Source organism: Lichenibacterium ramalinae (assembly GCF_004137085.1).
Taxonomy (GTDB): domain Bacteria; phylum Pseudomonadota; class Alphaproteobacteria; order Rhizobiales; family Beijerinckiaceae; genus Lichenihabitans; species Lichenihabitans ramalinae.
The window spans coordinates 204,615-229,010 of sequence record NZ_QYBC01000006.1; the positions used below are offsets into that span (position 1 = coordinate 204,615).

Below are 24,396 nucleotides of genomic sequence, written 5' to 3' on the forward strand. Positions count from 1 at the left end.
TTGGCGGAGCGTTTCACGGCTAACAACCCGGCCGAACGAGCCGCGGCGCTCCCGGTACGTCCGTGGAAGCGCCGCGTCCGGATCGCGCGATACCGAGCGGCCTGGCCGCCGGCTCGGGATGAGAATGGCGACGAGCGGCGTGGGCTTGCTGGCCATCACCATCGGATCGGTGGCAATGGTGCAGGCTCTCCTCGCCTGTCGATTTCCGCCATGATCCAAGACCGGAAGTCGGCGGCGGGCGTCTTGGCGAAAACCCGCTGAGCGCTTCTCTGAATCGTCTCACGATTCGCCTTCAGCAAAGCTACCTCGGACGACTGGCGACGGCTGATGGTGCGCGACTTCACGTTGGCTGAGGCGTACCAGATCACGCTCGGCGAAAGCGGAAATACGAGCACAGCGTGCGGGTTGTCGATGGGAATGCCGCACGGCCATGGCTGACGAGGGGCGGTCAGAAGTGGCCGATCCCCCATCAAGACGCGGCTACCTTCGAAGCGCCGCGTCCACCACGCCATCGTGGCGATTGTGTCGACGTTGTCTTCCCGCATCGAGAGATCCATCGCCGCGCGCACCGGAGCGTCCAAAGCATGCTCGGCAACTCGCTCCAAAAACCGCGCCGTCACATAAGGGCGGACCCATTCCGGCCCGTCCTTGTCGTGTTTGTGCACCTCGACGGCGCGACGGAAGGCTTCGGGACCGAGATGCAGGAGCGTCTCCGGCATCCTCACGGGCAGCGAGTTGATGAACTTGGCCCATGCACGTCGATTCGCTGGCGTGAGCGCTGGAACCCCGGCATCGAGCATGGTGGTCAGTGCTCGCGCAGCTGGCGTATCGATCTTCGTGAAGCTCGTCTCCGCATCGTATCGCTTGTCATCGGCTACGGTACGGAGCGCGTTCAGTTCCTCACGCGAACAGGCTTCCGGAATGGTGACGCGGTTTGCAACGGAGCGCCGGGCCTTCGCATGCCACGAATACCCGGCCAGCAAGCCGTCGGTCGCCCAGTGCTTCAGAATGTATCTGGGAACGTAGTGGTGAGCTGCCATCTTCACGATGGTATCAGCTGCCCGCAGGAGAGCTATCGCGCGCTTTGAAGCCTATGCGCGACTCAGCGGAAACCGCTCCCGTCGCTTGGCAAAGGTCAGCCGCGAGCAAACGAGCGGCACGCTGCCGCTTCCCATATGCTTCCCAACCGGAGTTTCTGGGAAGCACCCTGCCCCGTAAAGCCGTGCTAAGCAACTGATTTCCCTTGGTGAGCGCGCAGGGACTCGAACCCTGGACATCCTGATTAAAAGTCAGGCGCTCTACCGACTGAGCTACGCGCTCCCATCACGGGAGGCTCACCGGTACGGCCTGCGGAAGCCGCGGTCAAGGCGGCGGATCCTCGCAGGCCGCGAGGTTCGCGACGGAATTGGGGCGGTGAGCGCTCGGTCCCCTGGCTTTCGCCGGGCCGTGACCCAGGTGTCTAGGCACGACCGGAGAGCCGCCATGCCACGCCTGTCACCCGCCCTGAGCCTCATCGCCGCCCTCGCGCTGGCCGGACCCGTCAGGGCCGGCGAAACGTCGGCGGATCCCGACGTCCAGGCGGTCATCACGGCGCAGATCGAGGCGTTCAACGCCGGCGATGCGGTCCGGGCCGAGAGCTTCGCGTCGCCCAAGATCAAGACGCTGTTCCCGGATGCGTCGAGCTTCTTCGGCATGGTCCGGCAGGGCTACGCGCCGCTGATCCACCCGCGCTCCACCCATTTCGAGCCGACCGTCACGTCCGACCAGGGTACGGTGCAGCATGTCACGGTGGTGGACACCGCCGGGGTGGTGTGGACGGCCGTCTATACGCTCGAGAAGGCCGATGGCCACTGGGCCATCTCGGGCTGCGTGCTGTTGAAGTCGCCGGAAACCACCGCCTGACGCCGACGCCCGTCAGGCATAGGCGAACAGCGCCAGGATGACGAGGAAGACGACGGCAGACAGGCCCGTCGTCCAGAGGGCCTTGACGGCCAGTCGCGGCAGCAGCGGCGCGCCCGGGTCCGACCCCGGGACGACCTCGCGGGCCTCGCCCTGGGAGCGGACCCCGAAGGGGAGGACCGCGAAGAGGACGATCCACCATGTCGTGAAGTAGATGGCGACCGCCATCGGGACGGGGATCGGCATCTAGCGATGCCGTCCCGTCCGCGCCGTGGCGGGCGCGCCGCGCATCACGCCTCGACGATCAGCACGTGCACCAGGGGCTTCTTGCCCCAGGCGTGGCCGACGGCGCCGCGCACGGCCCGTTCGATGGCGTTGGCGGCCGCGTCAGGGTCGCGGCGCTTGCCGCGGCCGAGGTTGTCGAGCGTGTTGAAGATGGCCTCGTCCACCGCGACGTCCATGGGCTTGCCGTCCCGCGTGTGGCTGGGCAGGCCGCTCATCAGCACGTCGGGATCGCCGGACACGTCGCCGCGCTGCGTGAAGCAGACCGCGATCGAGATGATGCCGGCGAAGGCCAGCTTGGTGCGGGCCGCGATGGAGGCGTCGTTGGCCGGCACCACCACGTGGCCGTCCTTGGCGAGCTGCCCGTGCGGCACCTGGTCGATGACGCCCGGGTCTCCAGGCGCCAGCACCACCATGTCGCCGTTGCGCGCCTTGACGACCTTGGGCACGCCGAGCGCGGTGGCGAAGGCCGCGTGTTCGGCGAGGTGGAGCGGCTCGCCATGGGCCGGCACGGCGATCTGCGGCCGGACCCAGCCGTAGAACTTGGCCACCTCGGCGCGGCGCGGATGGCCCGACACGTGGACCATGTGGGTGCGGTCGGTGATGACCTCGACGCCCTGGGCGACGAGGCCGTTGATGATCTTGCCGACCTCCCGCTCGTTGCCCGGGATGGTGCGGGAGGAGAAGATCACCCGGTCGCCCGGCGCGAGCCGCACGTCGCCGTAGTCGTCCTGCGACATGCGGGCCAGAGCGGCGCGAGGCTCGCCCTGGCTGCCGGTGGCGAGCAGCACGGTGCGGTTGCGATCGAGTGCGGAATAGCGCTCGGTCGAGAAGAAGGGCGGCACACCGTCGAGGTAGCCGCATTCGCGCGCCACCCCGATGGTGCGCTCCATGGCACGGCCGCCGATGATGACGCTGCGCCCGGTCGCCGCCGCGGCATCCGCCACGGCCTTGAGGCGGCTGACGTTGGAGGCGAAGGTCGTGACGACGACGCGGCCCGGCGCGTTGCCGATGAGCGTCTCGAGGTTCTCCGCCACCTCCTTCTCGGACGGGCTCTCGCCGTCGCGCAGGATGTTGGTGGAGTCGCAGATCAGGGCCAGCACGCCCTCGTCGCCGATGGCGGTGAGGCGGTCGGCATCGGTCGGCGGCCCCATCGTGGGTGTCGGGTCGATCTTCCAGTCGCCCGAATGCACCACGGTGCCGAGCGGCGTCCGGATCGCCAGCGCGCAGGATTCGGGGATCGAATGCGCGACGGGCACGAATTCGATGTCGAAGGGCCCGAGCTTGATGCGGCCGCCGATCTGGACCGTTTCGACCTCGAGCTTCGACAGGTTCATGTCGTTGGCGTGCTTGGCGTTGAGCAGCCCGGCGGCGAAGCGCGTCGCGAAGACGCGGCAGCGCAGGTTGGGCCAAAGGTCCGCCACCGCCCCGATGTGGTCCTCGTGGGCGTGGGTGATGACGAGGCCCAGCAGGTCCTTCTTGATCTTCTCGACGAAGGTCAAGTCCGGCAGGAGCAGGTCGACGCCCGGCAGGTCAGGTCCCGCGAAGGACAGCCCCAGGTCCACCATGATGTATTTGCGCCGCTGAGGCGGGCCGAAGCCGTAGAGAGCGGCATTCATGCCGATCTCGCCCAAGCCACCGAGCGCGCAGAAGACGAGTTCTTCGCCGCCGTCCATCGTTCACCTTCGTTCCCATTACGATGCGGCGGCCGTGTCCCGGTCCGCCAGAAAGACATCGCCCGCTTCCACGGTCACACAACCCGAACCAGTCTCGAGAATCAGCCTGCCGTCGTCGTCGACGGATCGAAATGTCCCCACGTGCCTGGCGCCCTGCCGCACCACCGCGAGCGAGACGCCCGGCGGCAATGCGTGGTCGAGCCACGCCCGGCGCAGGCCGGCGAAATTGCGGCCCCGGTCCCAAAGGTCCAGGGCGTCGACGATCGTGGCCGACAGCGCCGCGAAAAGCGCGTCGCGCGTGCCGGCCGCACCGGCGATGAGGCCGAGATGCGTCGCGGGATAGCTTAGGTCCGTCGGGTGCGAGGCGCAATTGACACCGAAGCCGAGCACGGCGGAAAAGGCCGCGGCCCCGCCGCCCTGAGGCACGCTGCCGCCCTCGACCAGAATGCCGGCGAGCTTGGCGCCGTCGCAGAGGATGTCGTTGGGCCACTTGATCGCGATACCGTGGCCGGCCCCGGCCAAGCGTTCCAGCGCTGTCGCCAGCGCCACGCCGGCGACGAAGCCGAGTTGCGGGGCGAGGCGAGGCTGGCAGGGCTCGACGAGCAGCAGCGTCGCATAATGGTTGCCGGGCGGCGATGCCCAGGCCCGCCCGACCCGGCCGCGGCCGGCCGTCTGACGGTCGGCCACGACCCAGAGGCGTCCCGGGTCGCCGGCGCGGCCCAGCGCCAGCGCCTCTTCATTGGTGGAGCCGAGGCTCGCGTGGTGATGGAGCCTGTAGCCCAGCGACCGCGCGACCGGGTGCAGCACGGGTTCAGCGCCGGCCGTGGCCCCGCCGAAGCCGGGCTTCGACGGAGGAGCGGACGTGGATGCCGGAACCGATGGGGACGGCGGGGCTCATGGCGACGCTAGAACAGCGAATGGGCGGCGGCCGCCGCGGCTTCGACGACAGGCGCCGGATAGACCACGATGAGCAGCATCACCAGGCCGGCGACGGCGAGGACGGCCCGGACGGCGGTGTCGGGACGATCGAAGGATTCCGCCGGAGCGTCGAAATACATCATCTTGACGATGCGCAGGTAGTAGAAGGCCGCCACCACGCTGGCCAGCACGCCGATCACCGCCAGGAAGTAGAGGTTCGCCTGGATGGCGGCCTGGAACACGTAGAACTTGGCGAAGAAGCCCGCGAGCGGCGGCACGCCGGCCAGCGAGAACATGATCATGGCGAGGAAGAACGCCATGGCGGGGTTGGTCTGGCTGAGGCCGGCGAGGTCGGCGACGGTCTCGACCGCCTTGCCCTTGCGCTGCATCGACAGGATGGCGGCGAAGGTGCCGAGCGTCATGACGAGGTAGGCCGACATGTAGATCAACACGCCGTAGACGCCCTGCTCGGTGCCGGCCGCGAGGCCGGTCAGGGCGAATCCCATGTTGCCGATGGCGCTGTAGGCCATGAGCCGCTTGAAGTTGGTCTGCCCGATGGCGGCGAAGGAGCCCAGCACCATGGAACAGATGGAGATGAAGATGATGATCTGCTGCCACTCGATGGCGATGCCCGGGAAGGCCGTGATCATCACCCGCACCGCGACGGCGACGGCCGCCATCTTGGGCGCGGTGGCGAAGAAGGCCGTGACCGGGGTCGGCGCGCCCTCGTAGACGTCCGGCGTCCACATGTGGAACGGCACGGTCGACATCTTGAAGGCGAGGCCGGCCGACAGGAACACCAGCCCGAAGACGACGCCGATGGACTGGTGCCCCACCAGCGCGGTGGCGATGCCGTGGAACGACACGGTACCGGCGAAGCCGTAGATCAGCGAGGCGCCGTAGAGCAGCATGCCGGACGACAGGGCGCCGAGCACGAAATACTTCAGGCCCGCCTCGGACGCGCGCACGTCGTCGCGGTGGAAGGCCGCGATGACGTAGAGGGCGAGGCTCATCAGCTCGAAGCCGAGGTAGAGCGTGATGAGGTTGCCGGCCGAGATCAGCACCAGCATGCCCATGGTCGACAGCAGGATGAGGATCGGGAACTCGAACTTGTGGATGCCTTCCCGGCGCAGGAAGGGGATCGCCATGATCAGCGTGGCGAAGGACCCGATGAGGGCCAGCGCCTGCATGAAGCGCCCGAAATTGTCCTGGACGACGGCGCCGTCATAGCCCTGCAGCGTGTCGCCCTTGTGGGCGTAGCAGACGGCCAGCAGCGCGAAGCCGATCACCGCGATGGCGAGACCCGTGACGAGTTCCGCGGATTTCTCGCCGCGGAAGGCACCGACCATGAGCAGGGCCAGAGCCCCCAGCCCCAGGATCAGGGCGGGAAGGACCAGCGAGACGGAATAATCGACCGGCATTCTCTCTCGATCCTGTCAGGGCATGACGGCTGCGGAGGCAGCCTTGACGGGCGCGGGCGCCGCGGCCGTGATGGTCTTCATCAGGCCGTCCACCGTCGCCTGCGAGGCGTCGAGGATCGGCTGCGGGTGCACGCCGTAATACAGCGTCAGCAGCACCAGCGGCGCCAGGATGGCGACCTCGCGCGCCGACAGGTCGAGGATGGAGCGCAGCGACGCCTTCTCGAGCTTCCCGAACACGACCCGGCGGTAGAGGTAGAGCGCGTATGCCGCCGACAGGATGGTGCCGAATGTGGCGAACAGCGCCACCCAGGTGTTGACCTGGAAGGCCGCCAGCATGGTGAGGAACTCGCCGACGAAGCCGGACGTGCCCGGCAGGCCAATGTTGGCCATGGTGAAGAACAGCATGATGACGGCGTACTTCGGCATGCGTTCGACGAGGCCGCCATAGGCGGCGATCTCGCGCGTGTGCAGCCGGTCGTAGACCACGCCGACGCAGAGGAACAGAGCCCCCGACACCAGCCCGTGCGAGATCATCAGGAAGATCGCGCCCTGGATGCCCTGAACCGTCAGCGTGAACAGCCCCATGGTGACGAAGCCCATGTGGGCGATCGACGAATAGGCGATGAGCTTCTTCATGTCCTCCTGCACCAGCGCCACCAGCGACGTGTAGATGATGGCGATGACGGAGAGGGCGAAGACCAGCGGGGCAAAATAGTGCGACGCTTCGGGGAACATCGGGATGGAGAAGCGGATGAAACCGTAGCCCCCGAGCTTGAGCAGGATGCCGGCCAGCACGACCGAGCCCGCCGTCGGCGCCTCGACGTGGGCGTCCGGCAACCAGGTGTGAACCGGCCACATCGGCATCTTCACGGCGAAGGAGGCGAAGAAGGCCAGCCATAGCCAATATTGCAGCGATACCGGGAACTTGGTGTGCAGCAGCACCGTGATGTCGGTGGTGCCGGCGATGCCGTACATCTTCATGATGGCCAGCAGCATGAGCAGCGAGCCGAGCAGCGTGTAGAGGAAGAACTTCATCGACGCGTAGATGCGGCGCTGGCCGCCCCAGATGCCGATGATGAGGAACATCGGGATGAGGCTGCCCTCGAAGAACAGGTAGAACAGCACGATGTCGAGGGCGGAGAAGATGCCGATCAGGGCGGCCTCGAGCACGAGGAAGCAGATCAGGAACTCCTTCACCCGCACGTGGATGGCCTGCCACGCCGAGGCAATGCAGAAGGGCATCAGGAACGTCGTGAGCAGGATGAAGGGCATCGACGCCCCATCGACGCCGAGCTTGTAGCCCAGGCCGCCGCCGAGCCAGGCCCGGCTCTCGAGCAGCTGGAAGGCCGACGTGCCGGTGTCGAAGCGGCTCCAAGCCACCAGCGACAACACGAAGGTGACGGCGCTGGCGATCAGCGCCGCCCAGCGCGCGTTGTTCAGCGTCGCCTCGTCGTCGCCCCGCAGCGCCAGGATGAACAGGACGCCGATCAGCGGTATGGCGATGAGGCCCGACAGGATCCCGAAGCCGAACATCAGCGCACACCCACGATCATGAAGTACGAGATGATGAGGGCGATGCCGATCATCATGACGAGAGCGTACTGGTAGAGGAAGCCGGACTGGAACCTCACCACCCAGCTCGTCGCCCCGAGCGTGGTCTGGGCGATGCCGTCCGGGCCGAAGCGGTCGATGATCCCCTGGTCGCCGCCGCGCCAGAACAGGCGGCCGAGCCAGAAGGCCGGGCGGACGAAGATCAGGTCGTAGAGCTCGTCGAAGTACCACTTGTTGAGCAGGAACTGGTAGAGCGGCTTGTTGGCACTCGCCCAGCGCTCGGCCGTGCCGGGACGCATGAGGTAGACGTAGTAGGCCACGGCCAGGCCGATCACGAACATCAGGGTCGGCAGCAGGGACACGAACAGCGGCACGTGTTCCATGTCCTCGAAGACATGGTTGCTCGCGCCATAGACCAGCGCCTCGCCCCAGAAGGACTCGCGGCCCTCGCCGATGAACAGGTGGTGGAACAGAAGGCCTGCGAAGAGCGCGCCGAAGGCCAGGACGTAGAGCGGGTAGAGCATGATCGGGGGCGATTCATGCGGCTCGCCACCGTGGCCATGCCCATGGCCGTGGTCGTCGTGCGCGCCATGCGCGGCAGCGGAATCGTCGTGGTGGTGGCCGGTGCGGGCCGCGGCGCCGGCCGGGTGGGTGTCGTGGGCGACCGTCGCTTCCTCGTGCCCATGCGCCGAGGCGTGGTGCGTGTCGGTCGGCTCCTTGTGGGCGTTGTGGTCGGTCGTCTCGGGCGCCACCGTGGCGCGCGACGTCCCGTAGAAGGTGAGGAACACCAGCCGCCAGGAATAGAAGGAGGTGAGACCGGCCGCGATCGTCGTCATCAGCCAGCCGAAGGCGGCACCGCTGCGCTGCGACGCGTAGGCGGCCTCGATGATGGCGTCCTTGGAATAATAGCCGGCCGTGAAGGGGAAGCCGGTGAGGGCCAGCGTGCCGATCATCATCATCCAGAAGGTGATGGGGATCTTGCCGCGCAGCCCGCCCATGTTGCGCATGTCCTGCTCGCCGCTGACCGCGTGGATGACGGAGCCGGCGCCCAGGAACAGCAGGGCCTTGAAAAAGGCGTGGGTGAAGAGATGGAACACGCCGATGGCGTAGCCGCCGCAGCCCAGCGCCACGAACATGTAGCCGAGCTGCGAGCAGGTCGAATAGGCGATGACGCGTTTGATGTCGTTCTGCACGAGGCCGATCGTGGCGGCGAAGAAGCAGGTGGTGGCGCCGATGACGATGACGAAGGTCTGGGCGGCCGGCGATATCTCGAAGAGCGGCGACAGGCGCGCCACCATGAAGACGCCGGCCGTCACCATCGTGGCGGCGTGGATCAGCGCCGAGACGGGCGTCGGGCCCTCCATGGCGTCGGGCAGCCAGGTGTGGAGCAGGAACTGGGCGGACTTGCCCATGGCGCCCATGAACAACAGCAGGCAGGCCAGCGTCACGGCATCGGCGTCGATGCCGAAGGCGTGGACGGTCTTGCCGGCGAGGCCGGGAGCCGCCGCGAAGATGGTCTCGAAGGCGACCGAATGCGTCAGCAGGAAGACGAGGAAGATGCCGAGCGAGAAGCCGAAGTCGCCGACGCGGTTGACCACGAAGGCCTTGATGGCGGCGGCGTTGGCGGTCGGCCGCTGGTACCAGAAGCCGATCAGCAGGTAGGAGGCGAGGCCGACGCCTTCCCAGCCGAAGAACATCTGAACGAGGTTGTCCGACGTCACCAGCATCAGCATGGCGAAGGTGAACAGCGACAGGTAGGCGAAGAAGCGCGACCGGTGCGGGTCGTCGTGCATGTAGCCGAACGAGTAGCTGTGCACGATCGTCGACACGGTGGTGACGACAACCAGCATGACGGCGGTGAGCGTGTCGATGCGGAACGCCCAGTTCACCTGCAGGTCGCCGACCGTGAACCAGTTGGCGACCGGCACCAGCGCGTCGTGGTGGCCCAGGCCGACCCGGAAGAAGGCGATCCAGGCCAGCGCGCAGGAGATGCTGAGCAGCGTGGTGGTGACGTATTCCGAGTTGCGATGGCCGATCTGGCGGCCGAAGAGCCCGGCGACCGCGGCCCCGAGCAGCGGAAGGAAGACGATGAGGTCGTACATCATCGGGATGCTCAGCCTCTCATCGTGTTGATGTCTTCGACCGAGATGGTGCCCTTGTTCCGGTAGAACACCACCAGGATGGCGAGGCCGATCGCCGATTCGGCCGCCGCCACTGTCAGCACCAGCAGGCCGAAGACCTGACCGGTGAGGTCGCCCAGGAAGGCCGAGAAGGCCACGAGGTTCAGGTTCACCGCCAGCAGGATCAACTCGACCGACATCAGGATGACGATGATGTTCTTGCGGTTGAGAATGATGCCCGCCACCCCGAGGGTGAACAGGATCGCCGCCACGATGAGGTAATGAGTCAGGCCGACAGCCATGGAAGTCTCCCGGCATGCGGCCCCGGACGGCCGCCATGCCACGCGATCACTCGATCAGGTCGGCGGAATCACCATCCCGCCGCGTCTTAACACGAAGCCGGCGTCGCGCCACCCGCGGGGCGACGCGACACCGGCCGAAAACTCTAGAGCCCGGCGCGCGACGGCACCTTGCGGAGCTGGACCGCCACCTTGCGGTCCCGCAGGTTCTGGGCGTCGATGCTCTGACGCTTCACCCCGCGGCGCGAGCGCAACGTCAGCACGATGGAGCCGATCATCGCGGTCAGCAGGATGAAGCCCGCCGCCTGGAAGAAGTAGACGTATTGCGTGTAGAGGATGCGCCCCAGCGCGGCCGTGTTGGTGACGTTCGGCGCGAGCGGGGCGGCCCGCATCGTCACGGTGGCGGGCTGCAGCGTCCAGCCGCCCAGCACGAAGACGAGTTCGATCAGCACGATGGCGCCGATGGTGGCGCCGAGCGGCAGGTACTGCAGGAAGCCCTGGCGCAGCACGGTGAAATCGACGTCGAGCATCATCACGACGAACAGGAACAGCACCGCGACGGCGCCGACGTACACCACGACGAGGATCATGGCCAGGAACTCGGCCCCGAGCAGCATGAAAAGCCCGGCCGCGTTGACGAAGGCCAGGATCAGGAACAGCACGGAATGGACGGGGTTGCGCGCCGCGATGACCATGAAGGCCGAGGCGATCGCCACGATGGAGAAGACGTAGAAAAGAAAGACGGTCGCGACCATGCTGCTCAAATCTCCCCGCCGGGTCCTTCCGCCGCCGGCCGGGGGCCGGGGCTGGCGAAGGGCCGGGCGTACTCGCTCACCGGTAGGGCGCGTCCGCCTTGAGGTTGCGCTGGATCTCGCGCTCCCAGCGGTCGCCGTTGGCGAGCAGCTTGGCCTTGTCATAGAGGAGTTCCTCGCGGGTCTCCACCGCGAACTCCATGTTGGGCCCTTCCACGATGGCGTCGACCGGGCAGGCCTCCTGGCACAGGCCGCAGTAGATGCACTTCACCATGTCGATGTCGTAGCGCGTGGTGCGCCGCGTGCCGTCATTGCGGCGCGGACCGGCCTCGATGGTGATGGCCTGGGCCGGGCAGATGGCCTCGCAGAGCTTGCAGGCGATGCAGCGCTCTTCCCCGTTGGGATAGCGGCGCAGCACGTGCTCGCCCCGGAAGCGGGGGCTCTGCGGGTTCTTCTCGTGCGGGTAGTTGAGGGTGGGCTTCGGCTTGAAGAAATAGCGCATCGACAGGCCGAAGGCCCCGATGAACTCCGACAGGAACAGTTGCTTGGCGGCGAGGTCGAGCCTCATGGGGCACCTTTGGCAGCAGCGAAGACGGGGGCGGCGGGGATGGATCGACGGCGCAGGCGCCGGCGGAACGGATCCGCCGGCCCCGGGACCGCTAGTGGAACTGGCCGCCCATGCCGGTGATCTCGAGGAATGCCGCCACCAGCACGACGTAGACCAGCGAGATCGGCAGGAACACCTTCCAGCCGAGCCGCATCAGCTGGTCGTAGCGGTAGCGCGGCACGAAGGCCTTCACCATGGCGATGAGGAAGAACATGAAGCTGGTCTTCAGCAGGAACCAGATCACGCCCGGCACCCAGGTGAAGGGGGCGAAGGGGATCGGCGACAGCCAGCCACCGAGGAACATGATCGACATGATGGCGCACATGGACACGATGGCCACGTACTCGCCGAGCATGAAGAGCACGTAGGGCGTCGCCGAATATTCGGTCATGAAGCCCGCCACCAACTCCGATTCGGCCTCGACGAGGTCGAAGGGCGAACGGTTCGTCTCCGCCAGGGCCGAGATGAAGAAGATGACGAACATCGGCAGCAACGGCAGCCAGTACCACCCGAGGATGCCGAGCGACGAGTTCTGGGCCATGACGATGTCGGTGAGGTTCAGCGAACCCGCGCAGAGCAGCACCGTGACCAGCACGAAGCCGATCGACACCTCGTAGGACACCATCTGGGCGGCCGAGCGCAGCGCCGACAGGAAGGGGTACTTCGAGTTCGACGCCCAGCCCGCCATGATGACGCCGTAGACGCCCAGCGACGAGACGGCGAAGAGGTAGAGCACGCCGACGTTGAGGTCGGCGATGGCCCAGCCCCAGTTCACCGGGATGACGGCGAAGGCCGAGATGGCCAGCGTGCCGGTGACCACCGGCGCCAGGAGGAAGACGCCCTTGTTGGCGCCCGCCGGGATGATGGGCTCCTTGAGGGCGAACTTCGCGAAATCCGCGAAGCTCTGCAGCAGGCCCCAGGGACCCACCACGTTGGGGCCGCGGCGCAGCTGCACGGCCGCCCAGATCTTGCGGTCCGCGTAGAGGATGTAAGCCACGTAGATCAGCACGAGGGCGGCGAAGACGACGCTCTCGAGCAGCTTGAGCCAGAGGGAAACGGCGGAACCGTCAGTCATGGGGCTACTCCGCCGCCTGCTGCATGTGGCCCTGGGCCAGAACCGAACATTCCGCCATCACGGCCGAGCAGCGCGCGATGGGGTTGGTGAGGTAGAAGTCCTGGACCGGGGAGCGGAACGCCGCCCGATCCACCTCGCCGCCGAGCGCCGCCAAGGTCCCCAGTATGTCGCCCTCGGCCGGCACCACGCGCTCGACCTTGGCGAAATGCGGCACCGCGGCCTGCAGGGCGGCTTTGAGGGCGCGGTAGTTGTCGAAGGGCAGGCGGGCGCCGAGCTGCTCGGACAGGGCGCGCAGGATGGCCCAGTCTTCCCGCGCCTCGCCGGGCGGGAACACGGCCCGGTCCGACTGCTGCACGCGACCCTCGGTGTTGACGTAGAGCCCGGCCTTCTCGGTATAGGCGGCGCCCGGCAGGATCACGTCGGCGCGGTGGGCGCCGCGGTCGCCGTGCGAGCCCTGGTAGATCACGAAGGCGCCGGGCGCGACCGTGACCTCGTCGGCGCCGAGCAGGAACAGCACGTCGAGCGCGCCCGGCTCCGCCATAGCGAGGGCGTCGAGCCCGCCCTCGCCCGGCACCAGGCCGAGGTCGAGGCCGGCGACGCGCGAGGCCGCGGTATGCAGCACCGAGAAGCCGTTCCAGCCCTCGGAGACGGCACCGAAGCTCTTCGCGACCTTGGCGGCCAGGGCGAGCACGGCGGCGCCGTCGGGGCGCGCCAGCGCGCCCTGCCCCACGATCACCATAGGCCGCTCGCCGAGTTGCTCGGCCTTGCCGGCCAGCTCCTGCAGGGTGTCGGTGCCGGCACCGAGGTAGTCGTAGTCATAAGTCAAGTCGACGCGCTCGCCGATCAGCTGGATGGGGAAGCCCCCCATGCGCCAGCGCTTGCGGATGCGGGCGTTGAGCACGGGGCTTTCGCGCCGCGGGTTGGATCCGATGATGAGCAGCGAGGTCGCGCGCTCGATGCCCGGCACCGTGGGGTTGAACAGGTAGGATCCGCGCCCGTGCCGGGGGTGCAGCGCCGTGCCGTCCTGACGGCAGTCGACGTTGGGAGAGCCGAGCCGGTCGGCCAGGCCCTTGAAGGCGAACATGTCCTCGGCGCTGACGAGGTCGCCGGCGATGAAGCCCAGGCGCTTCGGGTCCGCCGCCTTCACCTTGGCGGCGATGGCCGCGAAGGCTTCGGCCCAGGTGACCGGGGCGAGCCGTCCCGCCTTGCGCAGGTAGGGCCGGTCGAGCCGCTGCGCCTTCAGCCCGTCGACGATGTGGCGGGTCTTGTCGGAGATCCACTCCTCGTTCACGTCGTCGTTGATGCGGGGCAGGATGCGCAGCACCTCGCGGCCGCGAGAATCGACGCGGATGTTCGACCCCAGGGCGTCCATGACGTCGATGACCTGGGTCTTCGCCATCTCCCAGGGCCGGGCCTTGAAGGCGGCCGGCTTCTGCAGGAGGGCGCCGACCGGGCAGAGATCGGCGACGTTGCCCTGCAGCTCGGACCCCATGGCGGATTCGAGGTAGGTGGTGATCTCCATGTCCTCGCCGCGGCCGATAGCGCCCATGTCGCCCGTGCCCGCCACCTCGGAAGTGAAGCGGACGCAGCGCGTGCAGTGGATGCAGCGGTTCATCGACGTCCGCACGATCGGCCCGATGTACTTGTCCTCGACGGCGCGCTTGTTCTCGTGGAAGCGCGACCCCGAGACGCCGAAGGCCATGGCCTGGTCCTGCAAATCGCACTCGCCGCCCTGGTCGCAGATCGGGCAGTCCAGCGGGTGGTTGATCAGCAGGAATTCCATGATGCCGTGGCGGGCCTTCTTCACCACGGCCGACTTGGTCGACACCTGCGGCGCCTCGCCATTGGGACCGGGGCGGCAGTCGCGCACGCCCCAGGCGCAGGAGGCCACGGGCTTGGGCGCGCCCTTCAGCTCGACGAGGCACATGCGGCAGTTGCCGGCGATCGACAGCCGCTCGTGGAAGCAGAAGCGCGGGATTTCGGCGCCGGCAGCCTCGCAGGCCTGCAGCAGCGTGTAATCCGCCGGGACGTCCACTTCGCGTCCGTCGACGACGATCTTGGTCATCTCAGTTCCTTCAAGGCCGCGCCTTCGCGAGAATCATCGAGCCGCGAGCGGGTGATACCCCATTCCGCGGTGCGGCGGTACCCATCGCCGCCTCCGTCATATCCGGGCCGCCGGTCGCCCGGCAGCCCTCGTCGAACATCTGGCGCCGGTCGCGCCGGGCCTCAATGCGTCACAAAGCCGGCCCGCCCTACTCCGCCGCGATGCGGATCGGCTCGGGATGCGGGTTGGCCATATAGGTGTCGATCCGCCGCTCGATCTCCGGGCGGAAGTGCCGGATCAGGCCTTGCACGGGCCATGCCGCGGCATCGCCCAGCGCGCAGATGGAATGGCCTTCGAGCTGCGTCGTGACCTCGAGCAGGGCGTCGATCTCGCGCTTTTGGGCGCGGCCTTCCGCCATGCGGCTCACGACCCGCCAAAGCCAGCCCGTGCCCTCGCGGCACGGCGTGCACTGGCCGCAGCTCTCGTGCTTGTAGAAGTAGCTGATGCGGGCGATGGCCCGGATGATGTCGGTGGACTTGTCCATGACGATCACGGCCGCGGTGCCGAGGCCCGATTTCAGGTCGCGCAGCGCGTCGAAATCCATCGGGCAGTCCATGATCTGCTCGGCCGGCACCACCGGCACCGAGGAGCCGCCGGGGATGACGCCGAGCAGGTTGTCCCAACCGCCGCGGATGCCGCCGCAATGGCGGTCGATCAGCTCGCGGAAAGGCACCGACATGGCCTCCTCGACGTTGCACGGCGTGTTGACGTGGCCCGACACGCAGAACAGCTTCGTCCCGGTGTTGTTCTTGCGGCCGATGCCGGCGAACCAGGCGCCGCCACGCCGCAGGATGGTCGGCGCCACGGCGATCGACTCGACGTTGTTCACCGTCGTGGGGAAACCGTAGAGGCCCATGTTGGCGGGGAAGGGCGGCTTCAGCCGCGGCATGCCCTTCTTGCCTTCGAGGGACTCGAGCAGCGCCGTCTCTTCGCCGCAGATGTAGGCGCCGGCGCCGCGGTGGACGTAGATGTCGAACGGATAGCCGTGGATGTTGTCGGGCCCCACGAGCTTCGCCTCGTAGGCCTCGTCGATGGCGGCATCGAGCCGGTCGGCTTCCAGCACGTATTCGCCGCGGATGTAGATGTAGCAGGCGTTGGCGTGCATGGAGAACGAGGCGATCAGACAGCCCTCGATCAGCATGTGCGGATCGTTGCGCATGATCTCCCGGTCCTTGCAGGTCCCGGGCTCGGATTCGTCGGCGTTCACCACGAGATAGGCCGGCCGATTCGGGTCCGGCTTCGGCATGAAGGACCACTTGAGGCCCGTCGGGAAACCGGCGCCGCCGCGGCCGCGCAGGCCCGACGCCTTCATCTCGTTGATGATCCAGTCCTTGCCCTTTTCCAGCATGCCCTTGGTGCCGTCCCAGGTGCCGCGCTTGCGCGCACCTTCGAGGCGCCAGTCGCCGATGCCGTAGAGGTTGAGGAAGATGCGGTCCTTGTCGTCGAGCATGGCGCGTCTCCTCAGGGCTTGTCGGCGGAAGCGGCGGGGCCGGCGGCGGGCGAGCCCGGTCCGGTCTGGCCACGGTCGGCATCGGCGGGCGGAGCCGGCGGGCTTTCCTGCCGGTCGGCGGCGGATTCGGGATGGGGCTTGTGCACGGCGGCGGATTCGGCCTGGTTCACGCCGACCGGGTCGTCGGTCCGCGTGCCGGTGCCGGCGACGGAGCCTTCCGGCCGGGCGTTGGCGACATCGCGCTGGCCGCCGAGGCCCCCCTGCCCGGTATCGGCCTCGGCGGGAGGCGCCTCGCCCCCCGTGCGCTGCCGCCCGGTGTCGTTGCTGCCGATGTCGGCCGCGGCCTCGCGCCCGGACGCTTCGGCATGCCGCTCCGGCATGTCGCGTCCGACCCGCGCCGCCAAGGCGTCGTCGAGCGCCGGGTCGCGATCGGCCGCGGTGCGGACGTCCTCGTTGTCCGGCACCGGCGTGGTGCCGAAGCCGTGCTGGTTGCCCTGGGCGCCATACCAGGTGGTGAGCGAGGTGAGCCCGCCGGCGGGCTCGGAGGTGCGGCGACCGGTCTGCGAGCCGCGCTGCACGGGGCGCCCGGCGGCGAGGTCGTCGAGCAGCTTGTCGAAGTTCTCGGCCGTCAGGTCCTCGTAGTATTCGTCGTTGATCTGCACCATGGGGGCATTGCAGCAGGCCCCCAGGCACTCGACTTCGAGCCAGGAGAAGTTGCCGTCGGCCGACACGGCGTTCATCGGCCCGACCCGCGCCTCCAGCACGGCCTTGATGGCATCGGCGCCGCGCAGCACGCAGGGCGTGGTGCCGCAGAACTGGATGAAGTGCTTCCCCACCGGGGCGAGGTTGTACATCGTGTAGAAGGTCGCCACCTCGAGCACCCGGATGTAGGGCATGCCCAGGATCTCGGCGATCTTCTCGATGGCGGGCTTCGGCACCCAGCCCTCGTGCTGCTGCTGCGCGCGGCGGAGCAGCGCCATCACGGCCGAGGCCTGGCGGCCTTCCGGGTATTTCCTGATCTGCTTGTCCACCCAGACCCGGTTCTCGGGCGTGAAGTCGAAGCTGTCGGGCTGGATGTCAGCGAGGCGCCGAACGGTCATGACGGTCCCGTCAATTCATTTTTTCGCAGGTCTGCCGGGGTGCGCTGTGGCACAGGTAGGCCGAGGTGCCCCGCTGCAGGATGATGTAGGCGCCCCCGCCCGTGTCGGCGAAGGCGGTCTTGATGTCGTAGCCGTCCTTGAGCAGCTGCGCGACCGAGGCGGCGGCCTGGTCGGCGGCCCTGGCGGCCGGCGCGGCTGCGATGCCCGCCAACAGCACCAGGAGCGCGATCGGGCCGTGCCGCATCAGCGGTCGACCTCGCCGAAGACGATGTCGAGCGAGCCCAGGATGGCGGAGACGTCGGCCAGCATGTGCTCGCGGCACATGAAGTCCATCGCCTGGAGGTGGGCGTAGCCGGGCGCCCGGATCTTGCAACGGTAGGGCTTGTCGGAGCCGTCGCTCACGAGATAGACGCCGAACTCGCCCTTGGGCGCCTCGACGGCGGTGTAGACCTCGCCGGCCGGGACGTGGAAGCCTTCGGTGTAGAGCTTGAAGTGATGGATGAGCGCTTCCATGGAACGCTTCATCTCGGCGCGGGGCGGCGGCGCCACCTTGCCCTGGCGCGTCGTGATGGGGCCCTGCCCCTCCGGTGCCAGCAGCTTCGTCACGCATTGCTGCATGATGTGGGTGGACTGCCGCATCTCCTCCATGCGGATGACCTGCCGGTCGTAGTTGTCGCAGTTGCGCCCGACCGGGATGTCGAAGTCCATCTCCTCGTAGCACTCGTAGGGCTGCGACTTGCGCAGGTCCCAGGCCGCGCCCGATCCCCGCACCATCACGCCCGAGAAGCCCCAGGCCCAGCATTCGTCGAGCGTCACGACGCCGATGTCGACGTTGCGCTGCTTGAAGATGCGGTTGTCGATGAACAGCGCCTCGAGGTCGTCGACGACCTTGAGGAAGGGCTCGCACCAGGCGCCGATGTCTTCGACGAGCTGCGTCGGCAGGTCCTCGTGCACGCCGCCCGGCCGGATGTAGTTGGCGTGCAGCCGAGCCCCGGACGCGCGCTCGTAGAAGCCCATCAGCTTCTCCCGCTCCTCGAAGCCCCAGAGCGGCGGCGTCAGGGCGCCGACGTCGAGCGCCTGCGTGGTGACGTTGAGCAGGTGCGACAGGATGCGGCCGATCTCGAGGTAGAGCACCCGGATCAGCTGGGCCCGTCGCGGCACCTCGAGGCCCAGCAGCTTCTCGATGGCGAGGCAGAAGCCGTGTTCCTGGTTCATCGGCGACACATAGTCGAGCCGATCGAAATAGGGGATGTTCTGGACGTAGGTGCGGGCCTCCATCAGCTTCTCGGTGCCGCGGTGCAGCAGGCCGATATGCGGGTCCACGCGCTCGACGATCTCGCCGTCGAGTTCGAGGACGAGGCGCAGCACGCCATGCGCGGCGGGGTGCTGCGGGCCGAAGTTGATCGAGAAGTTGCGGATCGACTGGTCGTTCATGGGGTCACGCCTTGTCGCCGACGGGGGCTCGGGTGGCCTTCTCGTCGCCCGGCAGGGACGCGACGTCCATCGCCTCCCAGGGCGACAGGAAGTCCCAGTCGCGGAAGTCCTGGGTGAGGCGCACCGGCTGGTTCACGACGCGCTTCTCGGCATCGTTCCACCACACCTCCACGAAGCCCGTCATGGGGAAGTCCTTGCGCAGCGGATGCCCCTCGAAGCCGTAATCCGTCAGGATGCGGCGCAGGTCGGGGTGGCCGGTGAAGAGGATGCCGAAGAGGTCGTAGGCTTCGCGCTCGTACCAGTTGGCGGAGGGGAACACGGCCGTCAGCGAGGGGACGGCGGTCGCCTCGTCGGTCATCACCTTCAAGCGGATGCGCCGGTTGTGCTGCGGAGACAGCAGGTGAAGCACCACGTCGAAGCGCTTGTCGCGCTGAGGATAATCGACGCCGCACAGGTCGATGAAGCAGACGAAGCGGCAGCGCGGATCGTCGCGCAGGAAGGTCGCCACCTCCACGATGGCGGAAGCCTCCGCCATGAGGGTCAGTTCGTCATGCGCCACCTGCACCCGAACCGCCCCGTCCGGGAAGGACGAGGCGATGGCCTCGCCGAGTTCGGCGTCGCTGGGTGTCCTGGCTTCGGTCATGAGGGTCCAACCTGGAGGGTGGTCGCGAGAATGGCCCCGCGCCGCCCGGTCGGGCGGCGCGGCAGCGGGCGCCGTGTCAGCGCTCGATCGTGCCGGTGCGGCGGATCTTCCGCTGCAGCATCAGGAAGCCGTAGAGCAGCGCTTCCGCCGTGGGGGGACACCCGGGCACGTAGATGTCGACCGGGATGATGCGGTCGCAGCCGCGCACCACCGAGTATGAATAGTGATAGTAGCCGCCGCCGTTGGCGCAGGAGCCCATCGAGATGACGTAGCGCGGCTCCGGCATCTGGTCGTAGACCTTGCGCAGGGCCGGAGCCATCTTGTTGGTCAGCGTGCCGGCGACGATCATGACGTCGGACTGGCGGGGGCTGGCGCGCGGGGCGAATCCGAACCGCTCGGAATCGTAGCGCGGCATGGAGAACTGCATCATCTCGACCGCGCAGCAGGCGAGGCCGAAGGTCATCCACATCAGCGAGCCCGTGCGGGCCCAGTTGATGATGTCGTCCGTCGTCGTCAGGATGAAGCCCTTGTCGGCCAGCTGGTTGCTCAGGCCGGACAGGTAGGGATCTTCGGACTGGATGGCCCGGCCGGTCCGGGGGTCGATGAGCGGCTGGCCGCCCTGCGGCGGCACCGGCGACACCAGCGTGCCGCCGGGGGCCCGGGCTTCGCCGGCCGGGGTCTTGTCGAGGATCAATCCCATTCGAGGGCGCCCTTGTTCCATTCGTACATAAAGCCGATCGTCAGCACGGCCAGGAAGCCCATCATGGACCAGAAGCCGAAGAGCCCGACGTCGTGGAAGGCCACGGCCCAGGGGAACAGGAACGCGACCTCGAGGTCGAAGATGATGAACAACAGCGCCACCAGGTAGAAGCGCACGTCGAACTTCATGCGGGCGTCGTCGAAGGCGTTGAAGCCGCACTCGTAGGCCGAGAGCTTCTCCGGATCCGGTGCCTGGAACGCTACGATGAACGGGACGACGAGCAGCGCCCCGGCGATCACCGCCGACACCGCGATGAAGATCACCAGCGGCAGGTATTGGTCGAGAAGCCCCGGCATCGCACCTCCAGGGGTCCCGCAGCGAGACCCTCACGACAAAGACCGCAGGCCCCGTCCGGCCCCGATCAGCTTGGAGGAGAACTAATGTACCGCACTGCACTCCGCAAGGCGAAACCCGCCGCAGGCCGCTTGGCCACAGAGTCGATGCGCCACAGTTGGAAGCCAACTGCGCGACACAGTGTCAGATCAAAGGAAGTAAAGGAGACCGGCATTGAAGTGGCGAGAGAGACGGGACTCGAACCCGCGACCTCCGGCGTGACAGGCCGGCGCTCTAACCAACTGAGCTACTCCCCCGCGAACCGCACCGCAACTCGTTGCAGCGGCGTCGCTCGGTGTTTGTTGTTTACGGGCGGGCACCCCGGGTGTCAAGCGCCCTGCCCGGCGGGAATGGATTTTCCGGGAGCCTCCCCGTCACCGGAGCCGGGGCGTGCCGACCCGCCAGCGCGCGATCTCCTGCGGGGTGAGGATGTGGATCGACTCGGGCTCGATCTGTTCGGCCTCGGCGATGGCGGCCGGGTTGACCCCCATGAGCTTGGTGTAGGTGCTCAGCGCCGTCACGAGTTCACCCGTCCCGTAGCTGCGCGTCGTCGATTCGCCACCGCCGAACAGGTCGAAGTTGTGGCTGTAGATGGCCATGCGGTGGATGCCGAGGTGGCTGCCCGGCGGGATGATGCGCCTCTTGCCGCCGAAGAAGGCGTAGACGCAGGCCGACATGCAATAGCCCGACACGACGTGGAGCTCGTCGGATGCGTCGGCAGTCCTGGCCCGGGCGACGAGAACGCTGGCGCCGAACTGGCGCAGCAGCATGCCGAGCTTCATCGCCCCGACCACCGTGCCGCCGGGCGAGTTCAGCAGCACCAGCGGGCGGAAATCCGGGTCGCCGGAATGCTGCTCGACGAAGGCCTTGAAGGCGTCGGCCGTGTCGTTGGTGATCTCGCCCTGCGCGCTGATGACGTCGGCCCGCACCTCGGCATCGCGGCAATGGCGACGGCCGCAGGGCGCCGGGCCCGAGATGGTGAGCAGTTCGAAGCCCATGGGTTCGGCGGCGTCGGCGGCCGCCACCGGCAGCAGCGTGACGGACGCCGACGCGACGACGGCGGCCGAAAGCAGACCTCGGCCCCAGGCGGCACCGATGCGTCGCAGGACATGGCGGGAACGCGGGGCGATGGTGGGCGGTGACGGGCTCGAACCGCCGACATTCTCGGTGTAAACGAGACGCTCTACCGACTGAGCTAACCGCCCCAAAAACCCGGTTGACGCGATGTCATAACGCATTCGCCGCAGCCTTCCAAGTCGACTTCGGCTCCCTCGCGGGGCGCCGGACATGGGCCCTATCGAACACCGCCCGCCGGCCTTGCACAAGGCACGCCATGCCGCAGCGGACCCCGACTCGCCGACAGGGCCGCACCCCTCGCGGAGCACGGCCCTGTCGCTGGTCTCAAAGTCGAGTCGTCCTCAGTGCGCGAAGACCCCCGCGGCGTCGTCGTCGCCCACGGCCGTCGGCTTGCGCACGGCCTTGAGGTCCTCCTCCCACTGGATCGGCGTCGGCTGACGCACGAGCGCATGGATCAGCACCTCGTCGAGGCGCGACACCGGAACGATCTCCAGGGCGTTCTTCACGCTGTTGGGGATTTCGGCCAGGTCCTTGGCGTTCTCCTCGGGGATCAGCACCTTCTTGATACCGCCGCGCAGGGCGGCCAGCAGCTTCTCCTTGAGGCCGCCGATCGGCAGCACCCGTCCCCGCAGCGTGATCTCGCCCGTCATGGCGATGTCGCGGCGGATCGGGATGCCGGTGATCACCGACACGATGGACGTCGCCATGGCGACGCCGGCCGAGGGGCCGTCCTTCGGGGTCGCGCCTTCCGGAACATGGACGTGGAAGTCGCGCCGGTCGAAGAAGGGCGGCTCGACGCCGAAGTCGACCGAGCGGGAGCGCACATAGGAGGCGGCCGCCGAGATCGACTCCTTCATGACGTCGCGCAGGTTGCCCGTCACCGTCATCTTGCCCTTGCCCGGCATGGCGACGGATTCGATCGTCAGCAACTCGCCGCCGACTTCCGTCCAGGCGAGGCCCGTGACGACGCCCACCTGGTCCTCGGTTTCGGCCTCGCCGTAGCGGAACTTGGCCACGCCGAGATAGTCGGCGAGGTTGTCGTCCGTGACCTTCACGGACGTGGAGCCGCCCATCATGATCTCCTTCACGGCCTTGCGGGCCAGGTTGGAGATCTCGCGCTCGAGGTTGCGGACGCCCGCCTCCCGCGTGTAGCGGCGGATGACGGTCAGCAGCGCCTCGTCGGTGATGGACCACTCGTCCTTGGACAGGCCGTGCTTGGACACCGCCACCGGGATGAGGTGGGTGCGGGCGATCTCGGCCTTCTCCTCCTCGGTGTAGCCGGCGATGCGGATGATCTCCATGCGGTCCATGAGCGGGCCGGGGATGTTCAGCGTGTTGGCGGTGGTGACGAACATCACGTTCGACAGGTCGTAGTCGACCTCGAGGTAATGGTCGTTGAAGCTCGCGTTCTGCTCGGGGTCGAGCACTTCGAGCAGCGCCGAGGACGGATCGCCGCGGAAGTCCTGCCCCATCTTGTCGATCTCATCGAGCAGGAACAGCGGGTTCGAGGTCTTGGCCTTGCGCATCGACTGGATGATCTTGCCGGGCATCGAGCCGATGTAGGTGCGCCGATGGCCGCGGATCTCCGCCTCGTCGCGCACGCCGCCGAGCGAGATGCGGACGAACTCGCGCCCCGTCGCCTTCGCGATCGAGCGGCCGAGCGAGGTCTTGCCGACGCCCGGGGGGCCGACGAGGCACAGGATCGGGCCGGTGAGCTTGTTGGCGCGGCTCTGCACCGCCAGGTACTCGATGATGCGCTCCTTGACCTTGTCGAGCCCGTAATGGTCCGAGTTCAAGGTGGATTCGGCGAGCGGCAGGTCGCGCTTGATCTTCGAGCGCTTGTTCCACGGGATGGACAGCAGCCAGTCGAGGTAGTTGCGCACCACGGTGGCCTCGGCCGACATGGGCGACATCTGCTTCAGCTTCTTCAGCTCGGCCTGCGCCTTGTCGCGCGCCTCCTTGGACAGCTTGGTGTCCTTGATGCGGGCTTCGAGTTCGCTGAGGTCGTCCTTGCCGTCCTCGTCGCCGAGTTCCTTCTGGATGGCCTTCATCTGCTCGTTGAGGTAGTACTCGCGCTGCGTCTTCTCCATCTGGCGCTTGACGCGCGTGCGGATGCGCTTCTCGACCTGCAGGACCGAGATCTCGCTTTCCATCAGGCCGAGGCACTTCTCCAGCCGGGTCGCCACCGAGGTGGTCTCGAGGATCCCCTGCTTGTCGGAGATCTTGACGGCGAGGTGCGACGCCACCGTGTCGGCGAGCTTCGGGTAATCGGAGATCTGGCCGACCGCGGCGACGACCTCGGGCGAGATCTTCTTGTTCAGCTTGACGTAGTTCTCGAACTCGCTGATCACCGAGCGGGCGAGCGCCTCGACCTCCACCTTGTCGAGCGGGTCGTCGGCCAGGGCCTCGGCATCGGCCTCGTAGAACTCGTCGGTGCGGACGTATTTGCCCACCTTGGCGCGGCGCGAGCCCTCGACCAGCACCTTCACGGTGCCGTCGGGCAGCTTCAGCAGCTGCAGCACCGAGGCCAGCGTGCCGGTGGTGAAGATGGCGTCGGTGGCGGGGTCGTCGTCGGTCGGGTTCACCTGGGTGGCGAGCAGGATGAACTTGTCGGCCTTCATGACCTCCTCGAGCGCCCGGATGGACTTCTCGCGACCCACGAAGAGCGGGACGATCATGTGGGGGAAGACCACGATATCGCGCAGCGGCAGCACCGGATAGGTGTCGATGGACCCGGGCGTAGCGGGGACGCGTTTCTGGCTGGTCATGCTGCATCCTATCGGGAGTGAGACGCTCGTCGGCGCTTCTCCTGAAGCCGCCGGCGCTTGTTCGCCGCCTCCCCGCCGGGTCCGGTGTCCACACCCGCCCGACGCGTCGACGGCGCGCCACGGGGCC

22 protein-coding genes and 3 tRNA genes are annotated in these 24,396 nt (G+C 67.6%); 1 reads left to right on the plus strand and 24 read right to left on the minus strand.

The annotated features are described in order from the left end of the window. Positions 1-155: 155 nt before the first annotated feature. Together D3272_RS09160 and D3272_RS09165 are read right to left on the minus strand one after the other, a co-directional pair. Positions 156-1,040: a DUF4238 domain-containing protein gene (locus tag D3272_RS09160; RefSeq protein ID WP_245496466.1), complete on the minus strand. Its 885-nt coding sequence runs from the start codon at positions 1,038-1,040 to the stop codon at positions 156-158. Between the two features lie 204 nt (positions 1,041-1,244). Then, positions 1,245-1,320, minus strand: a tRNA-Lys gene (locus D3272_RS09165). Between the two features lie 162 nt (positions 1,321-1,482). Here D3272_RS09165 and D3272_RS09170 point away from each other — a divergent pair. Beyond that, on the plus strand, positions 1,483-1,902 hold the full coding sequence (locus D3272_RS09170) for a DUF4864 domain-containing protein (RefSeq protein ID WP_129218850.1): 420 nt from the start codon (positions 1,483-1,485) through the stop codon (positions 1,900-1,902). A 12-nt stretch (positions 1,903-1,914) separates the two neighbouring features. Here the strand turns inward: D3272_RS09170 and D3272_RS09175 are convergent, their stop codons facing one another. The 22 genes from D3272_RS09175 to lon all read right to left on the minus strand — a co-directional run bounded on the left by D3272_RS09175 (position 1,915) and on the right by lon (position 24,269). Beyond that, the gene (locus tag D3272_RS09175) at positions 1,915-2,145 is read right to left on the minus strand and encodes a DUF1467 family protein (protein WP_129218851.1); all 231 of its coding nucleotides are present in this window, start codon (positions 2,143-2,145) and stop codon (positions 1,915-1,917) included. 44 nt (positions 2,146-2,189) lie between these two features. Continuing rightward, positions 2,190-3,857 (minus strand): ribonuclease J, encoded by a 1,668-nt coding sequence (locus tag D3272_RS09180; protein WP_129218852.1) that lies wholly within the window; start codon positions 3,855-3,857, stop codon positions 2,190-2,192. An 18-nt stretch (positions 3,858-3,875) separates the two neighbouring features. Next, the gene (locus D3272_RS09185; protein ID WP_129218853.1) at positions 3,876-4,664 is read right to left on the minus strand and encodes a biotin--[acetyl-CoA-carboxylase] ligase; all 789 of its coding nucleotides are present in this window, start codon (positions 4,662-4,664) and stop codon (positions 3,876-3,878) included. A 98-nt stretch (positions 4,665-4,762) separates the two neighbouring features. After that, positions 4,763-6,196: an NADH-quinone oxidoreductase subunit NuoN gene (nuoN, locus tag D3272_RS09190; RefSeq protein ID WP_129218854.1), complete on the minus strand. Its 1,434-nt coding sequence runs from the start codon at positions 6,194-6,196 to the stop codon at positions 4,763-4,765. A gap of 15 nt (positions 6,197-6,211) precedes the next feature. Then, positions 6,212-7,729 carry an NADH-quinone oxidoreductase subunit M gene (locus tag D3272_RS09195; protein WP_129218855.1) on the minus strand — a complete coding sequence of 506 codons (1,518 nt, stop codon included), beginning with the start codon at positions 7,727-7,729 and terminating at the stop codon, positions 6,212-6,214. Then, entirely contained in the window at positions 7,729-9,849 is a 2,121-nt protein-coding gene (nuoL, locus tag D3272_RS09200; RefSeq protein WP_129218920.1) for an NADH-quinone oxidoreductase subunit L, read from the minus strand. Before nuoL ends, D3272_RS09195 begins: the two co-directional genes overlap by 1 nt. Positions 9,850-9,860: 11 nt before the next feature. Next, positions 9,861-10,169, minus strand: coding sequence for an NADH-quinone oxidoreductase subunit NuoK (nuoK, locus tag D3272_RS09205; protein WP_129218856.1), 309 nt, complete (start codon positions 10,167-10,169; stop codon positions 9,861-9,863). A gap of 143 nt (positions 10,170-10,312) precedes the next feature. Further along, positions 10,313-10,921 (minus strand): NADH-quinone oxidoreductase subunit J, encoded by a 609-nt coding sequence (locus tag D3272_RS09210; RefSeq protein ID WP_129218857.1) that lies wholly within the window; start codon positions 10,919-10,921, stop codon positions 10,313-10,315. 76 nt (positions 10,922-10,997) lie between these two features. Beyond that, positions 10,998-11,486, minus strand: coding sequence for an NADH-quinone oxidoreductase subunit NuoI (nuoI, locus tag D3272_RS09215; protein WP_129218858.1), 489 nt, complete (start codon positions 11,484-11,486; stop codon positions 10,998-11,000). Positions 11,487-11,577: 91 nt separating this feature from the next. Then, positions 11,578-12,600, minus strand: a complete 1,023-nt coding sequence (nuoH, locus tag D3272_RS09220) for an NADH-quinone oxidoreductase subunit NuoH (RefSeq protein ID WP_129218859.1) — start codon at positions 12,598-12,600, stop codon at positions 11,578-11,580. Positions 12,601-12,604: 4 nt separating this feature from the next. Continuing rightward, the gene (gene nuoG, locus D3272_RS09225; protein ID WP_129218860.1) at positions 12,605-14,665 is read right to left on the minus strand and encodes an NADH-quinone oxidoreductase subunit NuoG; all 2,061 of its coding nucleotides are present in this window, start codon (positions 14,663-14,665) and stop codon (positions 12,605-12,607) included. Positions 14,666-14,852: 187 nt separating this feature from the next. After that, complete coding sequence (nuoF, locus tag D3272_RS09230; RefSeq protein WP_129218861.1) at positions 14,853-16,154, minus strand: NADH-quinone oxidoreductase subunit NuoF; 1,302 nt, start codon at positions 16,152-16,154, stop codon at positions 14,853-14,855. 11 nt (positions 16,155-16,165) lie between these two features. Then, on the minus strand, positions 16,166-17,254 hold the full coding sequence (gene nuoE, locus D3272_RS09235) for an NADH-quinone oxidoreductase subunit NuoE (protein WP_129218862.1): 1,089 nt from the start codon (positions 17,252-17,254) through the stop codon (positions 16,166-16,168). Positions 17,255-17,264: 10 nt separating this feature from the next. Continuing rightward, positions 17,265-17,498: a hypothetical protein gene (locus tag D3272_RS09240; RefSeq protein WP_129218863.1), complete on the minus strand. Its 234-nt coding sequence runs from the start codon at positions 17,496-17,498 to the stop codon at positions 17,265-17,267. After that, a complete protein-coding gene (locus tag D3272_RS09245) occupies positions 17,498-18,688 on the minus strand; it encodes an NADH-quinone oxidoreductase subunit D (protein WP_129218864.1) in 1,191 nt (396 codons plus the stop codon). The genes D3272_RS09240 and D3272_RS09245 overlap by 1 nt, the downstream gene beginning before the upstream one ends. A gap of 4 nt (positions 18,689-18,692) precedes the next feature. Next, positions 18,693-19,331 carry an NADH-quinone oxidoreductase subunit C gene (locus D3272_RS09250; RefSeq protein WP_129218865.1) on the minus strand — a complete coding sequence of 213 codons (639 nt, stop codon included), beginning with the start codon at positions 19,329-19,331 and terminating at the stop codon, positions 18,693-18,695. 76 nt (positions 19,332-19,407) lie between these two features. Continuing rightward, complete coding sequence (locus D3272_RS09255; RefSeq protein WP_207210175.1) at positions 19,408-20,031, minus strand: NuoB/complex I 20 kDa subunit family protein; 624 nt, start codon at positions 20,029-20,031, stop codon at positions 19,408-19,410. Further along, on the minus strand, positions 20,022-20,387 hold the full coding sequence (locus tag D3272_RS09260; protein WP_129218867.1) for an NADH-quinone oxidoreductase subunit A: 366 nt from the start codon (positions 20,385-20,387) through the stop codon (positions 20,022-20,024). Before D3272_RS09260 ends, D3272_RS09255 begins: the two co-directional genes overlap by 10 nt. A gap of 217 nt (positions 20,388-20,604) precedes the next feature. Continuing rightward, positions 20,605-20,681: transfer RNA gene (locus tag D3272_RS09265), tRNA-Asp, on the minus strand. 117 nt (positions 20,682-20,798) lie between these two features. Continuing rightward, positions 20,799-21,449: a COG3904 family protein gene (locus D3272_RS09270; RefSeq protein WP_129218868.1), complete on the minus strand. Its 651-nt coding sequence runs from the start codon at positions 21,447-21,449 to the stop codon at positions 20,799-20,801. A gap of 104 nt (positions 21,450-21,553) precedes the next feature. Further along, positions 21,554-21,629, minus strand: a tRNA-Val gene (locus D3272_RS09275). A gap of 213 nt (positions 21,630-21,842) precedes the next feature. Next, entirely contained in the window at positions 21,843-24,269 is a 2,427-nt protein-coding gene (gene lon / locus D3272_RS09280) for an endopeptidase La (RefSeq protein ID WP_129218869.1), read from the minus strand. Positions 24,270-24,396 lie beyond the last annotated feature (127 nt).

Excerpts from the sequence above, each read along its gene's own strand:
- D3272_RS09160 (WP_245496466.1), bottom strand. The coding sequence starts at position 1,040 with ATGGCAGCTCACCACTACGTTCCCAGATACATTCTGAAGCACTGGGCG.
- D3272_RS09170 (WP_129218850.1), top strand. The coding sequence starts at position 1,483 with ATGCCACGCCTGTCACCCGCCCTGAGCCTCATCGCCGCCCTCGCGCTG.
- D3272_RS09175 (WP_129218851.1), bottom strand. The coding sequence starts at position 2,145 with ATGCCGATCCCCGTCCCGATGGCGGTCGCCATCTACTTCACGACATGG.
- D3272_RS09180 (WP_129218852.1), bottom strand. The coding sequence starts at position 3,857 with ATGGACGGCGGCGAAGAACTCGTCTTCTGCGCGCTCGGTGGCTTGGGC.
- nuoN (WP_129218854.1), bottom strand. The coding sequence starts at position 6,196 with ATGCCGGTCGATTATTCCGTCTCGCTGGTCCTTCCCGCCCTGATCCTG.
- D3272_RS09195 (WP_129218855.1), bottom strand. The coding sequence starts at position 7,729 with ATGTTCGGCTTCGGGATCCTGTCGGGCCTCATCGCCATACCGCTGATC.
- nuoL (WP_129218920.1), bottom strand. The coding sequence starts at position 9,849 with ATGTACGACCTCATCGTCTTCCTTCCGCTGCTCGGGGCCGCGGTCGCC.
- nuoK (WP_129218856.1), bottom strand. The coding sequence starts at position 10,169 with ATGGCTGTCGGCCTGACTCATTACCTCATCGTGGCGGCGATCCTGTTC.
- D3272_RS09210 (WP_129218857.1), bottom strand. The coding sequence starts at position 10,921 with ATGGTCGCGACCGTCTTTCTTTTCTACGTCTTCTCCATCGTGGCGATC.
- nuoI (WP_129218858.1), bottom strand. The coding sequence starts at position 11,486 with ATGAGGCTCGACCTCGCCGCCAAGCAACTGTTCCTGTCGGAGTTCATC.
- nuoH (WP_129218859.1), bottom strand. The coding sequence starts at position 12,600 with ATGACTGACGGTTCCGCCGTTTCCCTCTGGCTCAAGCTGCTCGAGAGC.
- nuoG (WP_129218860.1), bottom strand. The coding sequence starts at position 14,665 with ATGACCAAGATCGTCGTCGACGGACGCGAAGTGGACGTCCCGGCGGAT.
- nuoF (WP_129218861.1), bottom strand. The coding sequence starts at position 16,154 with ATGCTCGACGACAAGGACCGCATCTTCCTCAACCTCTACGGCATCGGC.
- nuoE (WP_129218862.1), bottom strand. The coding sequence starts at position 17,254 with ATGACCGTTCGGCGCCTCGCTGACATCCAGCCCGACAGCTTCGACTTC.
- D3272_RS09240 (WP_129218863.1), bottom strand. The coding sequence starts at position 17,498 with ATGCGGCACGGCCCGATCGCGCTCCTGGTGCTGTTGGCGGGCATCGCA.
- D3272_RS09245 (WP_129218864.1), bottom strand. The coding sequence starts at position 18,688 with ATGAACGACCAGTCGATCCGCAACTTCTCGATCAACTTCGGCCCGCAG.
- D3272_RS09250 (WP_129218865.1), bottom strand. The coding sequence starts at position 19,331 with ATGACCGAAGCCAGGACACCCAGCGACGCCGAACTCGGCGAGGCCATC.
- D3272_RS09255 (WP_207210175.1), bottom strand. The coding sequence starts at position 20,031 with ATGGGATTGATCCTCGACAAGACCCCGGCCGGCGAAGCCCGGGCCCCC.
- D3272_RS09260 (WP_129218867.1), bottom strand. The coding sequence starts at position 20,387 with ATGCCGGGGCTTCTCGACCAATACCTGCCGCTGGTGATCTTCATCGCG.
- lon (WP_129218869.1), bottom strand. The coding sequence starts at position 24,269 with ATGACCAGCCAGAAACGCGTCCCCGCTACGCCCGGGTCCATCGACACC.